This window comes from Psychromonas sp. B3M02 (genome assembly GCF_003318165.1).
In the GTDB taxonomy this organism is placed as follows: domain Bacteria; phylum Pseudomonadota; class Gammaproteobacteria; order Enterobacterales; family Psychromonadaceae; genus Psychromonas.
This window is the reverse complement of record NZ_QOCB01000114.1, coordinates 21,753-35,950: the sequence shown is the minus strand read 5'-3', so window position 1 is coordinate 35,950 and position 14,198 is coordinate 21,753. Positions and strand designations below refer to the sequence as shown.

Below are 14,198 nucleotides of genomic sequence, written 5' to 3'. Positions count from 1 at the left end.
ACAGGTAAAAAGAGGAAAGGTATGTTTACTATTAAGTTATTAATTTCGATTAATAGAGTAAAAAAATCAAATTGGGTGTTTGCTAGTACCTTTCCTCTTCTCTTATTCTCTGTACTCACTCCCAGTGCATTTGCACAGGATAAGGACACAACACAAAATAGTACCTATACAGATTTAATGCCCTATTATTATGCAGCTGCTCGTACAGGTGATAATGAAGTGATCAACGAATTTCTAAAGGCTGGGTTACCTGTAGATATAAAAAATCATAAAGGTTACACCGCATTAATGATTGCAACTTATAATGGTCAAAAGACAATTGTAAATAGCTTAATTGAACATGGTGCCAATGTCTGTGCACAAGATAATAGAGGTAATACCGCATTAATGGCTGCTGTTTTCAGAGGCGAGTTAAGCATCGCTAAGACTTTAATGTCTGAAGACTGCGATGAAAATCAACAAAATAAAGCTGGTCAAACAGCAGTGATGTTTGCGACATTATTTGGTCGTGAAGAGCTACGTACCTTATTAGTCAAACGTGGTGCAGATATTAACTTAGAAGATAATAGTGGTAACTCAGCGGTGAGTATCGAACAGGCTAATCAGTAACTGGGTAGGATAGATCAGGTTTATCAGTGAGCGTTTTTACCTTAAAATTTTCAGGGTCTGCAACATAACGACTGATACAAACATTACAAATACATTGCTTATCTTTTACTGCTTCAGCTAACAAATCAATTAAACCTTGTGGCACCACCACTTTGTTACACCAACAGTCTTGTTTAGCGCTCACATCACAGCGGTTTTGATGTAAACATAGTGGGCAAATTTGTTTATTCACTTAAAAAACTTATTTATTAAAAGACAACACACTCCAATAGTAGAAACGTGTTGTTAATGAAAAACTAGTGACTGCTACATCCATTATTTTCGCATGCATCACTATGCACATGGTCTTCTTCAGAATGAGCACTTGAGTAAGTCGCTAATAGCTCACTACTTGGACTATATTCATCCTCACTACCTGCGATATAACGAAGATGCTCCCAGGCCAGCATATAAGCAAAAAATAAACGGTGTTGTCTTTTAACTTGAATGTTTTTGGCATCAAATAACTGGCTACCCGAATACCCTTGTAAAGACTCAATAATATTCACAAAACGCAGCCATGGCTGTGCATTGTTTTTAACAGGTTTGAAGTTGACTTGATTAAAAGCAAGAAGCGCAATCCAAAAATGTTTACTCGTTTCTTTTTGTTTGATTTTCTTTGCTTGCTCGACAAGTGAAAAAAAGCTGCGCTCTGTTGTTTGTTCAATCTGCAAATAATCTTTTAATTGCTTAATTAAATGTAATTCCGCTTGATAGAAAAAAACGGCTAATGATACAGGTTGTTGCGCCTTAAATTGTGCAACGAAATTTTCAAAACTGTTTTCCACAGGCTTCTCCAAAAGATTAAATCTATTCAATCGCTAAACAACTTCTTGCCTATTGAATATTGATAACCGCGCTTTTTTAAACACGGTGCTCTAGGTAACCAAAAGCCGTTAACATCGCTTGCTCTTGGAATTTTTTAAGACCTAATTCCACAGCCGTTGGCGAATTTTGTGCTTTTTTAAGGCCCTCTTTGATGTAGTCAGGCGTGATCACTTGTACATCTAAACCAGCAATCAGTTGTAAAGCCCCTTCGATTTTAAAGCTTAAAGTGTGACCAGCAAATTTACCTTTTAATGCACGTTGACGAATGATCACTTTATCGACTTGGTAATCTTTCATTAATTGTGCGAAATCAAACTGAAACTTTTTAAGAGGTTCAGTATTGATAGGATCAGTTAATGTTAGTTTAGTTGTACGCACAGGCGGCACATCGTATAAACCATTTTTATATTGCATGATTGCAATAACGGCTTCGTTACCTGTTAATTCAACACCACATACTCTCATTGTTTTTCCTTCTTTCATTTATTGTACCGATCACTTAAACACAGTAATCAGTATTATTTATTACATATATAATAGCAATCACACTAAGTAACTGGCCTATTTTACTTGTTAAAATAACTTATTTCTTCGTTGTCATTTTTAGAACAACTATTAAAGAATTAATATCTTTTGGTTAATTCTCCGCTAGACTATTAACCAAGTTAATCGTCGAAAGGCTTAAATTACGCCTCGAACTAAGTCATTTTTCCTGCGTAAAATTTAGATCACTTATTTAATGCAATTACTTTAGGCGATAGTATATTCGCCAAAACACAAAAGCCCTAATCAAAGATTAAGGCTTTAGATAAATTATAGATTGTTCTGTATTACTTATCTTGTAAACGCAGGTTAATCATTCTTAACGTAGCACCAATACCAGCAATAACTTGGTTGGTATTCACCCCACGAGTTGTGAACTGTTCCCCATCATCTTCCCAGGTCACTGAACACTCAGTTAAAGCGCTTGTTTGACCACCAGGCGGAATACGTAACTCAAAGTCTACTAATTCAGGGAAAACAAAGTCATGTTCATTAAGTATTTTTTTCATGGCTTTAATAAAGGCATCAAAACCACCATTACCACTGCCGCTGGCTTTATGAATTTTATCATTGACACGCACGCGGATACTTACCGTGGACTCTAAATCTAAACCTGAATTGATAGAACAATTCAATAATTCAACGTTATTAAAGTCATTACGTTCTAATAAATCCGCAATAATAAAGGGTAAATCATCTGCCGTGATGGTGGCTTTTTGATCGCCTAATTGTACGATACGTTTCAACAGTTTTTTCTGTTGCTCTGCATCTAAATCAATATCCATCTCTTCTAGGTTTTTAGCTAATGACGCTTTACCACTCATTTTGCCTAAAGCATAACTACGTGAACGAGCAAAACGTTCAGGCGTTAACGCAGAAATATATAACCCACCTTTTTTATCACCATCAGCATGAATTCCACTGGTTTGTGTAAATACATCAGCACCAACAATCGGTGTATTATCAGCAATACGTTTGCCAGAGAAATTTTCTACTAGCTTACTTAAGTTATGGATTTCTGATTCATCAATATTTACTTTTTTACCCAGCTTATCCTGCAAGACTACCGCAACTTCTGTTAAAGACGCGTTACCTGCACGCTCACCTAAACAGTTCATCGTACAATGAATTGAAGATACGCCAGCTTTTACAGCAAACATCGCATTCGCAGTGGCTAAGCCATAATCATTATGCGGGTGGAAATCGAATTTAAGTGTTGGGAAACGTGTCACCATATCACTCAAACTAGCAAAGACTTCATCGGGAGACATCACGCCTAATGTGTCTGGTAACATAAAGTGCGTAATACCAGCATCAGATAACTTTTCAAGCATCTCATAAACATATTCAGGGCTGTCTTTGTAACCGTTTGACCAGTCTTCTAAATAGATATTGACTTTTAGCCCTTTTGACAACGCATAATCGATGGTTTGTTTTACATCGGTTATATGTTCATCTAATGATTTTTTCAACTGCTCAGAGCAATGTTTTAAACTACCCTTTGCTAGTAAATTAAGTACTTTACCACCTGTGTCCGTGATCCAATCAACACTCAATGTATGGTCAACAAAACCCAACACTTCAATGCGGTCAACCAAACCTTCTTTGGTTGCCCATTTATTTAATTGTGCAACAGCAACTTTTTCACCCTCAGAAACACGTGCGGAAGCCACTTCAATACGGTCAATTTTAAGTCTTTGCAACAACGCTTTTGCTAGGCTCACTTTTTCAGCGGGAGAAAATGAAACAGCTTGCGTTTGTTCTCCATCGCGTAATGTTGTATCCATCAACTGTACAGTGACGTTATCTTGAGTCATTGTTTACTCCACTCTAAATTACTCGGTAAAAACTTATTGCACTATTGCATTTATGGCTAACAATGAAATAACCAAATTAACATTCTTCATTAAGACATATAGCCTTATTAAATCAAACGCTTAATGCAATAAGTTTTCGATAAAAAAGGCGCAACAGGTGCGCCTTTTTTGATTGTAACGAACTAAAACAGATTAAGCGCTAGGCCATAACCATGGAAGACGTTTTTTGTGCTCTACTTCATAAGCAGAGATTTCTTTTTCGTGTTTTAGTGTCCAAGCGATATCGTCTAAGCCTTCAAGTAATGATTCTTTACGGAATGCATCAACTTCAAAAGAGATAGATAAACCACCTGGTGTTGTTACTTTTTGAGCTTCTAGATCAACAGTAAATTCAACACCTTCGTTTCCTGCTATTTCAGCCATAAGCGCAGCAAGTTGCTCATCAGTAACCACGATAGGCAGAATGCTATTTTTAAAACAGTTACTAAAGAAAATATCAGCAAAGCTTGTAGAAATAATAGTATTAAAACCGTAGTCAGCGATTGCCCAAGGAGCATGCTCACGAGATGAACCACAACCAAAGTTTTCGCCAGCAACTAAAATTTTAGCACCTTGGAAAGCAGGTTTATTTAATTCAAACTCAGGGTTTGGCGTGATGTTATCCGCAAGGAAACGCCAGTTATGAAATAAGTTGATACCGAAACCAGTACGTTCAACTTTTTTCATGAAGTTTTTTGGGATGATTTGGTCTGTATCAACGTTACTACGATCCATTAACGCTGCGATACTTGTATGTTTAATATATGGTTGCATTATTTTCGCCCCTATTTCCAATCTCGGATGTCTACAAAGTGACCTGCAACTGATGCTGCAGCAGCCATTGCTGGTGATACAAGGTGAGTACGACCACCTTTACCTTGACGACCTTCGAAATTACGGTTTGAAGTAGATGCACTACGTTGACCATCTTTTAACTCATCGCCATTCATTGCTAGACACATTGAACAACCTGGATCACGCCATTCCCAACCTGCATCGATAAATATCTTATCGATCCCTTCTTTCTCTGCTTGGTCTTTAACTGGGAAAGAACCCGGTACAGCAAACGCTTGTACGCCATCAGCAACTTTTTTACCTTTCAGTAATTCTGCAGCTGCACGGAAATCTTCAATACGGCCATTAGTACAAGAACCAATAAACACAACATCAATATGGATATCAGTCATTTTTTGACCTGCATCTAATGCCATGTATTTAAGTGCACTTGCACAAGCTTGAGATTTAACTTCATTAGTGAAGTCAGATGGTGATGGAACAACACCTGTTACTGAGATAACTTGCTCTGGAGATGTACCCCAAGAAACTTGTGGAGCAATATCTTCTGCTTTTAATTCGATAACAGCGTCAAACTCTGCGCCTTCATCAGAACTTAGTGATTTCCAGTATTCAACAGCAGCAGGCCAATGATCACCTTTAGGTGCGAATTCTTTACCTTCTAGGTAATCGAAAGTCACTTGGTCAGGTGCAACAAGACCGGCACGTGCACCAGCTTCGATAGCCATATTACACAGTGTCATACGGCCTTCCATTGTTAGGTCAGTGATCGTATTACCAGCGAATTCCATTACGTAACCCGTACCGCCAGCTGTACCTGTTTTAGCGATAATTGCTAACGCAATATCTTTAGCAGTTGAGAAAGCAGGTAGTTTGCCTTCTACTTTTACTAACATTGTTTTTGCTTTTTTCTGTTGTAATGTTTGTGTTGCCATTACGTGTTCAACTTCACTGGTACCAATACCAAATGCAAGTGCACCGAAAGCACCATGTGTTGCTGTGTGACTATCACCACAACATACAACCATACCTGGATGAACAAAACCATGCTCAGGTACAACGATGTGAATAACACCATTTTGGTTACTGTCCATACCGTAAAGATTGATTTCGTTCTCTTCACAGTTTGCAGTCATTGTTTCAACTTGTTTTTTAGCGATTACATCAACAATATTAAAACGATCTTTAGTTGGAACACAGTGGTCAATTGTACCTAGAATACTATGCACGTTACGTACTTTACGGTTTTGTAGACGAAGGCCTTCGAAAGCTTGTGGGCTTGTTACTTCGTGCATTAGATGTCTGTCAACAAACAAAAGCGGAGAGCCAGCTTCTGGTTCGTGAACTAGGTTCGCATCCCAGATTTTTTCATACATTGTTCTAGTCATTGTTTCCCTTACCACACTATTAACCAAACCAAACATATTGGAGTCATTTATATTGAAGCAAACAGGTACTCGTAAACTGTGGTTAACATAATTACTCATCACATTAACCACAGTTTACGTCGCCCATTTTTTACTGAATCTAAACTGACCAAATATTGAATGGAGTTGGTATTACTTAAAAATCTAGTTACCGGTTTGCCTATATTGCTAATACGAATGATTATCAATAAGCAGATGTCGGTGAATTTGTAAAGTCTTATTCTAATGGATCAATAGCAAACCTACAATATATCGACTCAAATTTGTGCGCTATCCCTTTATATGTTTATGCAATATTTAATACTTTTTATGCATTTATAGTGGCTAATCACAGAAAAAAGATAATCAATATTCTAATAGAAAAAATTCAACATTTTCCGTAAGATAAACGCCATATTAGAACTTAAATTAGGCTTACAGTTGATGCAATTTGATATCATTACTACCCAGGCACAACTATCTGAATACGTAAAAACTTTAGATAACTCCCCTGTCTCTCTCGATACTGAATTTGTGCGCACGCGCACTTTTTATGCCAATTTAGGCTTATTACAAGTTTCTCAAAATAAGAAGATCACCTTAATTGATCCTATTGCTATTGGTAATATCGACGCATTTTGGCAAGCCATCGATAATAAGCACTGTATTTTACATGCCAGCAGTGAAGATCTTGAGATCATCAAGCAACAAAAGGGCGATCTCAATATTACTTTGTTTGATACACAGGTAGCTTGCGCTTTCTTAAACCAAGGTGCTTCATTAGGTTACGCTAAGATGGTGGAATCCATCGAAGGTGTTGTATTAGACAAAGGCGAATCACGTACTGACTGGTGTGCTCGTCCATTAACAGCAAAACAACAAGTGTATGCGGCAGCGGATGTTTTATACCTAGAGCCTTGTTTAACGGTATTACAAGCACAACTGGAAGAGAAAGGCATGACTGACCACTTTCAAGAAGAGTGTCAGACTATCCTTGACCAAAAAATGCAAGCAGTTGATCCTGAAAAAGCTTATAAAACATTAGATAACCTGTTCCAGTTAGATAGACAAAGTCTGGCGGTCATTAAAGCGTTAGCGAAATGGCGCTTAAAAACCGCACAAGCACGTAACCTTGCGCTTAATTTTGTGGTTAAGGCTGAACACCTATGGTTGCTGGCACATTATCAGCCAACTAGCTTTAATGATTTAAAACGCTTAAAACTAGCGCCTAGTGAGATCCGTATTCATGGTCAGCAAATTTTAAATATCATTGCAGATGTTGTACAACAGGATCCTGAAACGTTTCCAGATTTAGTTACTCGCTTAATTGATTTTCCAGATTATAAAAAATCACTAAAAGCGATTCGTGACAAAATCAAAGCCTGCGCGGAACGTCATGAACTCCCTGTCGAATTGATCGCCTCAAAACGTATCATTAATCAATATTTAAGTTGGTGTTGGAAATTAACTGATGAGCAACGTTTAACAGCGAGCAAACCTAAGCTATTAACTGGTTGGCGCCATCAGATGATCGGGCATCAATTAGATTACGTTATCAGCCAATAAACCGTTTATGTTGTTAGGAAGTACACCAATATAAGATGTAACCCAATAAATTGAGAAATGCGATGCACACAGAAACGACCTTAGAAACTGAACAAAAAGGCTGGTTAGCAAGCTGTAAAATCTATCTACAAAAACGTGTCGCTATTTTGTTTTTTCTTGGCTTCTCCGCTGGTTTGCCGATTTTATTGGTCTTTTCTACCTTATCATTTTGGTTAAGAGAAGCAGGAGTAAGCCGAGCCAGTATCGGTTTCTTTAGCTGGATTGCCCTCGCCTACGCGTTTAAATGGATTTGGTCACCTTTTGTTGATCGTTTATCAATCCCCTTGTTAACACAATGGTTGGGTCGACGTCGCTCTTGGTTATTGCTTTCTCAACTAGCCATTGTGTTAGCCATTGTCGGCATGGCCCTAAGCGATCCACAACAAAACCTAGCATTGTTTGCTGTTTGTGCTTTAGTGGTGGCTTATAGCTCTGCTACACAAGATATTGTGATCGATGCGTTTCGTATTGAGTCTGCCCCTGAAAGATTTCAAGCTGCCATGGCAGCTGCTTATATGACAGGGTATCGTTTAGCCATGATCATGGCTGGCGCAGGGGCTTTAGCGATCGCTGCATTGTCGAGTGAATCAGAAGCTTATCAACTATCTGCTTGGTCATTATCCTACTTTGTTATGGCTGTTTGTATGATAGTGGGCATTGTAACCACTTTTGTTGCCGATGAGCCTGAACAAAACCCAGAAAAACAACACGCCTTAGAACAGCGTCAACAAGCAATAGAAGCAAAATTACAGGCATCTCAATTACCAGGAATAGCTGCCCGTTTTATCGCATGGTTAAATATTGCGGTGATTGCGCCCTTTACGGACTTCTTTAATCGCTATGGCAAACACGCATTACTGATACTCATTTTAATTGGTAGTTATCGTATTTCAGATATTGTAATGGGGATCATGGCTAATCCATTTTATGTGGATATGGGATACACCAAGGGTGAAGTTGCTGCGATATCCAAAGTCTTTGGTGTAATAATGACCTTAGTGGGTGCAGGGTTAGGCGGTATTTTATTAAATCGTTATAGCACTTACAGCATCTTATTTTTAGGTGCATTCTTAGTTGTACTGACCAACCTTATTTTTGCTGTCCTCGCTTTTGTGGGTAAAGACTTAACCTTATTAACTTTAATTATCTCCATGGATAATATCAGTGCAGGTATTGCCACAACGGCCTTTATTACTTATATATCGAAACTGACTAATATTGAATTTTCAGCCACACAATATGCTTTATTTAGCTCTATGATGCTTTTGTTTCCTAAGTTTATTGCTGGATTTTCTGGGGTATACGTGGATAGCTTTGGTTATGTGAACTTCTTTATTGCCTCAGCTTTGATAGGATTACCAGTGTTGGCTTTAATCATGTTGTTAAAAAAAGTGATTGAAGCCTAAACCGATAGGATGTTGCTCCCGATTGGAGCAACATCTTTTGCTTATTGATCTACCGAAATCTCACCAGATTCACTGGCTTCCCCTTGCATGATCATGATTTCAACACGACGGTTTCTATTTTGTGCCGCAGCACTATTCCCTTCCACCAGCGGTTTACTATTAGCATAACCAACAACGAGCATTTTTTTACTACGAATCCCGGATACCTTCAACATCTCCTGGGCAACAGAAACAGCACGTTGCGCGGAGAGATCTAAGTTTGAGCGATACAATTCAGACTGAATAGGCTCATTGTCAGTATGCCCAGCGACGGTAACCACACCGGGAATATCCACTAATATATTGGCAATTTTTGCAATAACTGGTCTAAAACGTGGTTGTAAAAATGCAGACCCTGCTGGGAATGCCCCTTTTTCTCTAACGCGAATAATAAGTTGCTGCCCTAGCGCTTCAATCTCAATGGCACCATCTTCAATCTCTTCACGTAGATCTTCTGCAACCTGTTTGGCTAATGCCTGCTGTTGGGCAGGACTTGCCGTTGAAGCCTCTTCGGTTAACTCTAATTGTTGTTCAGAAGGATCAGCCGTTGACTCAGCCGCTTCCGCCGATAACACCTCTTTAGTTTTTTCATTCACTTCAATTGCAGTTTCACGGACCGGTACATTTTGTTGTGCCCCTGACTTTTCACTATCACCTTCTTGAAAATCGAGTGTGGTCTGCGTTACCTCAGTGGTACGTTGCATTATCACTTCAATGGGCGTTGGATCTGGCTTACCGGGTCTAAACTCTTGAGCTATGATTGATGTCCCTTTGGGAATATCTTTCACCTCTAGTTGATTTTGTACACCAAAGGCAAAGGCCATTGAACCCGCGATCTGTTTAAACTTTAGTACATCCATTTCAGAGAATGACAGCAATAGTACAAAAAAACACATCAATAATGACATCAAGTCAGCAAAGGTTCCCATCCAAGCGGGTAACCCTTCCGGTGGACATTTACACTCTTCTTCCATTACTCACCCCCAGCGTCTGCATCGCCGTTGCTGCGTTTAGATTCAGGTAAATAGTTACGTAACACACCTTCAATAACACGTGGGTTTTGTCCATCTTGAATACCTAGTACACCATCCAAAATAAGACTACGATTAAGTTTTTCTTCTGCCGCTCTTAACTTCAGTTTATCGGCAATAGGCAAAGCCACCATGTTGGCAACGACCGCACCGTATAAAGTGGTCAATAGTGCAACCGCCATCGCAGGACCAATCGATTTAGGGTCATCCATATTAGACAGCATGGCTACCAAACCGATTAAAGTACCGATCATGCCCATCGCAGGCGCAACATCACCAAAGTTTTTAAAGATATCTGCTCCTACTTCATGGCGCTCTGCCGTAAGGCGAATATCATTCTGTAAAGTTTGACGTACTACATCTGCATCATGGCCATCCACCAGCATATCTACGCCTTTTTGCATAAATGGGTTGGTTATTTCAGCTTCCTCTAACGCCAAGAAGCCGCCTTTTCGAGCCGCATCAGCCATCTCTACGGTTTTGATGATTAACTCATCAGGTGACTCAGTTTTAAACATAAAAGCTTTCATGGCGATTTTGACTGCACCAAAAAATTGACCAATGTTGTATTTCATCATGACCACAAAGGTCGTACCGCCAAAAACAATCAAAATAGAGGTCACATCGATAAACATATCAATGGTGCCACCTAACAACATTGCCATGACAACAAAGCCAAAGGCACCTATAATCCCAACCAGCGTTGCTAAATCCACAGATTAATCCTTTTAAAATTTATTAGTTATCCAACATTTATTAGATAGTATAGCTATTTATAGTTAGTTTGTAGTCCAAATATAGATATTTAAAACCAAGATTATAATGAAGCCCCTAAACAGCTTACAAGTTCACTTTTTCGCAATTATTTGTATGCCTTAGTTTGACATCCTTATCAGTCACGGTAACCTTGCAGAAAATATAGAAAAGAGATCCCCCATGGCCTTAAAAAAACCTGAAAATATGCAGTACGAAGAAGCAATTACAGAACTTGAGCAAATTGTTCTACATTTAGAGGCTGGTGATTTACCCCTTGAAGATGCATTAAAGCAATTTGAACGTGGCATCGCATTATCTCGCAGTAATAATCAGAAACTTCAGCATGCCCAACAACAAGTTAGCATCTTAATGCAAAATGATGTGCAAGCACCATTGCAATCATTTGAAGAATAATTTTTGCTTTACTTTTCTCATACTAAGTAGCCTACATGACACAATTAACTTCAACGATGAAGCAATTTCAGGCGCGTGTAAATACACAGCTTGAACAACATATTAACCATGCCACTAGTCCCGCGCCTGCTTTAAATGAAGCAATGACCTACGGTGCATTATTAGGCGGAAAACGCGTTCGCCCTTTTTTAGTTTATGCCGTCGGTAGCATGCTGGGTAGTAGACTTGAAACACTTGACCCTATCGCCTGCTCCATTGAATGTATTCACGCTTATTCATTAATTCATGATGATTTACCGGCGATGGATAACGATGCGTTAAGACGCGGGCACCCGACTTGCCATATCAAATATGATGAAGCCATGGCGATTCTTGCTGGTGATGGCTTACAAACTCTAGCCTTTGACATTTTATCCACGGAAATTGAGGGTGTAACAGCGCCAGCACAATTAAAAATGATTAACACTTTGGCTCGCGCTTCCGGTGAAAAAGGCATGTGTGCAGGCCAGGTCTTAGATATTGCTGCAGAAAATCGCGCCACTTCATTAGCTGAATTAGAAGCGATCCATAATGCTAAAACCGGTGCGTTGATTTTAGCCGCTGTGCAAATGGGCGCACTCACTAAGGTGGACATTACGCCCGCTGAGTTTGATCTATTAACCCGTTTTGCTCGCGCTATCGGTCTCGCTTTCCAAGTACAGGATGATATTTTAGATATTACCAGTGATACTGCAACTTTAGGCAAACCTCAAGGGTCTGACCAAGCATTGAATAAGTCAACTTACCCTGCTTTGCTAGGTTTAGAGGCAGCTCAACAAAAAGCCCAAGACTTATATCAAGAAGCACTTCATGCTTTATCGCAATTACCTTATAATACTCAGTTACTCGAGTTGTTTTCTCATTACATCATTAAGCGTGACAAATAAATATGCCATTGGATTTAAGAAATTACCCGTTACTTGCAAATATTAATTACCCAGAAGATCTGCGTTTATTAAAAAAGAGGCAGTTACCTGCGTTATGTGAAGAGTTACGTCAATTTTTATTAACCAGTGTAAGTCAAAGCAGTGGTCATCTTGCATCAGGTTTAGGTGTAGTAGAATTAACAGTTGCTTTGCATTATGTTTACCACACCCCTTTTGATCATCTTATTTGGGATGTGGGTCATCAAGCCTACCCGCATAAAATACTCACTGGTCGTCGTGACCAAATGGAAAGTATCAGACAGTTTAAAGGTCTTCACCCTTTCCCATGGCGAGAAGAGAGTGAATACGACGTACTTAGTGTTGGCCATTCATCAACTTCAATTGGCGCTGCACTTGGTTTAGCCATTGCAGCTGAAAAAGAGCAGAAAGGTCGTAAAGTCGTTGCCGTGATCGGAGATGGTGCAATAACTGCAGGTATGGCCTTTGAGGCGCTAAATCATGCAGGTGCATTAAACAATGACATGTTAGTGGTGCTTAATGACAATGAAATGTCCATTTCAGAAAACGTGGGTGCACTAAATAATCATTTAGCGAAAATACTCTCTGGTGATTTATATACTCAATTCCGTGAAGGCAGTAAAAAAGTACTGTCTAACATTCCGCCAATTAAAGAGTTAGCCAAGAAAACCGAAGAGCACTTAAAAGGCATGGTCTCACCGGGGACTATCTTTGAAGAGTTTGGTTTTAATTATATTGGCCCAATGGACGGACATAATGTGATAGATTTGGTGGATACCTTACGTAATATGCGTAATCACCCTGGTCCACAATTCCTGCATATTATGAGTAAAAAAGGTAAAGGCTATAAACAAGCTGAATTAGACCCTATTACTTATCATGCGGTACCTAAATTCACTCCAGATCAAGCTTTACCTACGCCTAAACCTTGTGCTCCAACCTTCTCAAAAATATTTGGGCAATGGTTAAACGATATGGCAGATAGTGATCCTAAATTAACTGCGATCACGCCTGCAATGCGTGAAGGCTCAGGTATGGTTGAGTTTTCTAAACGTCACCCAGATAAATACTATGATGTCGCCATTGCAGAGCAGCATGCTGTGACACTAGCGGCAGGCATGGCAATTGCGGAGTTAAACCCGATTGTAGCTATCTACTCTAGCTTTTTGCAACGTGGTTACGACCAACTTATTCATGATGTTGCGATTCAAAACCTAGGGGTTTTATTTGCAATTGATAGAGCAGGTATTGTCGGTGCAGATGGGCCTACACACCAAGGTGCTTACGATTTAAGTTTCCTACGTTGTGTGCCAAATATGACTGTCATGACACCGTCTGATGAGCAAGAATGCCGTAATATGCTTTATACCGGTCACTTACTCAACACCCCTGCTGCTGTTCGTTATCCAAGAGGAAGTGGTACTGGTGTGCCGATAGAAACTCAAATGAGCGCACTGGAAATTGGTAAAGCCAAGTTAGTGAGAGAAGGTGAAGGTTTAGCTATTTTATGTTTTGGTACTTTCTTACAAGCAGCAATACCAGTGGCTGAAAAGTTAAATGCTACTTTAGTAGATATGCGCTTTGTAAAACCTTTAGACAAAGCCTTATTAACACAACTAGCAAGCAGTCATACACAGGTAGTCACTATTGAAGAAAACAGTATTGCTGGCGGTGCAGGATCGGCAGTGAATGAGTTTTTACTCAGTCAAAAATTCAACGGGCAACTGTTAAATCTAGGTTTACCAGATACCTTTGTTGAACAAGGAACACAGGCTGAAATTTATCAAATGTTAAAATTAGATAGCGAAGGGATTGAAGAGCAAATCAACGCATTCTTTTCATAATTACTTTATTACCATTGAATGAATGGTTTTAAAACGATAAAAAAAAGCAGGGTTACCTGCTTTTTTTGTGTCTATTTTTTAAC

14 protein-coding genes are annotated in these 14,198 nt (G+C 39.2%); 6 read left to right on the top strand and 8 right to left on the bottom strand.

Going from position 1 to position 14,198, the window contains the following annotated elements; all coding sequences use genetic code 11:
• Positions 1 to 21: 21 nt before the first annotated feature.
• Positions 22 to 609, top strand: a complete 588-nt coding sequence (locus tag DS885_RS12735; protein WP_113819804.1) for an ankyrin repeat domain-containing protein — start codon at positions 22 to 24, stop codon at positions 607 to 609.
• Here DS885_RS12735 and DS885_RS12730 read toward each other — a convergent pair.
• The 6 genes from DS885_RS12730 to leuC form a co-directional block, all read right to left on the bottom strand.
• Positions 599 to 841 carry a cysteine-rich CWC family protein gene (locus DS885_RS12730; RefSeq protein WP_113819803.1) on the bottom strand — a complete coding sequence of 81 codons (243 nt, stop codon included), beginning with the start codon at positions 839 to 841 and terminating at the stop codon, positions 599 to 601. The genes DS885_RS12735 and DS885_RS12730 overlap by 11 nt on opposite strands.
• A 64-nt stretch (positions 842 to 905) precedes the next feature.
• Positions 906 to 1,436: a hypothetical protein gene (locus tag DS885_RS12725; protein WP_113819802.1), complete on the bottom strand. Its 531-nt coding sequence runs from the start codon at positions 1,434 to 1,436 to the stop codon at positions 906 to 908.
• 76 nt (positions 1,437 to 1,512) lie between these two features.
• Entirely contained in the window at positions 1,513 to 1,941 is a 429-nt protein-coding gene (locus DS885_RS12720; RefSeq protein ID WP_113819801.1) for a DUF3010 family protein, read from the bottom strand.
• A 365-nt stretch (positions 1,942 to 2,306) separates the two neighbouring features.
• Entirely contained in the window at positions 2,307 to 3,836 is a 1,530-nt protein-coding gene (locus DS885_RS12715) for an alpha-isopropylmalate synthase regulatory domain-containing protein (protein WP_113819800.1), read from the bottom strand.
• 192 nt (positions 3,837 to 4,028) lie between these two features.
• A complete protein-coding gene (leuD, locus tag DS885_RS12710; RefSeq protein ID WP_113819799.1) occupies positions 4,029 to 4,649 on the bottom strand; it encodes a 3-isopropylmalate dehydratase small subunit in 621 nt (206 codons plus the stop codon).
• 11 nt (positions 4,650 to 4,660) lie between these two features.
• On the bottom strand, positions 4,661 to 6,058 hold the full coding sequence (gene leuC / locus DS885_RS12705) for a 3-isopropylmalate dehydratase large subunit (RefSeq protein WP_113819798.1): 1,398 nt from the start codon (positions 6,056 to 6,058) through the stop codon (positions 4,661 to 4,663).
• Positions 6,059 to 6,520: 462 nt separating this feature from the next.
• Here leuC and rnd point away from each other — a divergent pair, with 462 nt between their 5' ends.
• Together rnd and DS885_RS12695 are read left to right on the top strand one after the other, a co-directional pair.
• Positions 6,521 to 7,642, top strand: a complete 1,122-nt coding sequence (gene rnd, locus DS885_RS12700; RefSeq protein WP_113819797.1) for a ribonuclease D — start codon at positions 6,521 to 6,523, stop codon at positions 7,640 to 7,642.
• Positions 7,643 to 7,704: 62 nt separating this feature from the next.
• On the top strand, positions 7,705 to 9,087 hold the full coding sequence (locus tag DS885_RS12695; protein ID WP_113819796.1) for an AmpG family muropeptide MFS transporter: 1,383 nt from the start codon (positions 7,705 to 7,707) through the stop codon (positions 9,085 to 9,087).
• A 41-nt stretch (positions 9,088 to 9,128) separates the two neighbouring features.
• Here DS885_RS12695 and DS885_RS12690 read toward each other — a convergent pair whose 3' ends face one another.
• Positions 9,129 to 10,100 carry a flagellar motor protein MotB gene (locus DS885_RS12690; RefSeq protein WP_113819795.1) on the bottom strand — a complete coding sequence of 324 codons (972 nt, stop codon included), beginning with the start codon at positions 10,098 to 10,100 and terminating at the stop codon, positions 9,129 to 9,131.
• Positions 10,100 to 10,873, bottom strand: coding sequence for a flagellar motor protein PomA (gene pomA / locus DS885_RS12685; protein WP_113819794.1), 774 nt, complete (start codon positions 10,871 to 10,873; stop codon positions 10,100 to 10,102). Before pomA ends, DS885_RS12690 begins: the two co-directional genes overlap by 1 nt.
• Positions 10,874 to 11,093: 220 nt before the next feature.
• Between pomA and xseB the strand changes: the two genes are divergently transcribed.
• The 3 genes from xseB to dxs are packed head-to-tail and all read left to right on the top strand — an operon-like array spanning position 11,094 to position 14,115.
• The gene (xseB, locus tag DS885_RS12680; protein ID WP_113819793.1) at positions 11,094 to 11,327 is read left to right on the top strand and encodes an exodeoxyribonuclease VII small subunit; all 234 of its coding nucleotides are present in this window, start codon (positions 11,094 to 11,096) and stop codon (positions 11,325 to 11,327) included.
• Positions 11,328 to 11,362: 35 nt separating this feature from the next.
• Positions 11,363 to 12,253: a (2E,6E)-farnesyl diphosphate synthase gene (gene ispA, locus DS885_RS12675; protein WP_113819792.1), complete on the top strand. Its 891-nt coding sequence runs from the start codon at positions 11,363 to 11,365 to the stop codon at positions 12,251 to 12,253.
• A gap of 2 nt (positions 12,254 to 12,255) precedes the next feature.
• A complete protein-coding gene (dxs, locus tag DS885_RS12670; protein WP_113819791.1) occupies positions 12,256 to 14,115 on the top strand; it encodes a 1-deoxy-D-xylulose-5-phosphate synthase in 1,860 nt (619 codons plus the stop codon).
• Positions 14,116 to 14,198 lie beyond the last annotated feature (83 nt).

What these genes read in the sequence shown, in the direction of transcription:
- DS885_RS12735 (WP_113819804.1), top strand. Translation starts at nt 22, where the DNA reads ATGTTTACTATTAAGTTATTAATTTCGATTAATAGAGTAAAAAAATCA.
- DS885_RS12720 (WP_113819801.1), bottom strand. Translation starts at nt 1,941, where the DNA reads ATGAGAGTATGTGGTGTTGAATTAACAGGTAACGAAGCCGTTATTGCA.
- DS885_RS12715 (WP_113819800.1), bottom strand. Translation starts at nt 3,836, where the DNA reads ATGACTCAAGATAACGTCACTGTACAGTTGATGGATACAACATTACGC.
- leuD (WP_113819799.1), bottom strand. Translation starts at nt 4,649, where the DNA reads ATGCAACCATATATTAAACATACAAGTATCGCAGCGTTAATGGATCGT.
- leuC (WP_113819798.1), bottom strand. Translation starts at nt 6,058, where the DNA reads ATGACTAGAACAATGTATGAAAAAATCTGGGATGCGAACCTAGTTCAC.
- rnd (WP_113819797.1), top strand. Translation starts at nt 6,521, where the DNA reads ATGCAATTTGATATCATTACTACCCAGGCACAACTATCTGAATACGTA.
- DS885_RS12695 (WP_113819796.1), top strand. Translation starts at nt 7,705, where the DNA reads ATGCACACAGAAACGACCTTAGAAACTGAACAAAAAGGCTGGTTAGCA.
- DS885_RS12690 (WP_113819795.1), bottom strand. Translation starts at nt 10,100, where the DNA reads ATGGAAGAAGAGTGTAAATGTCCACCGGAAGGGTTACCCGCTTGGATG.
- xseB (WP_113819793.1), top strand. Translation starts at nt 11,094, where the DNA reads ATGGCCTTAAAAAAACCTGAAAATATGCAGTACGAAGAAGCAATTACA.
- ispA (WP_113819792.1), top strand. Translation starts at nt 11,363, where the DNA reads ATGACACAATTAACTTCAACGATGAAGCAATTTCAGGCGCGTGTAAAT.
- dxs (WP_113819791.1), top strand. Translation starts at nt 12,256, where the DNA reads ATGCCATTGGATTTAAGAAATTACCCGTTACTTGCAAATATTAATTAC.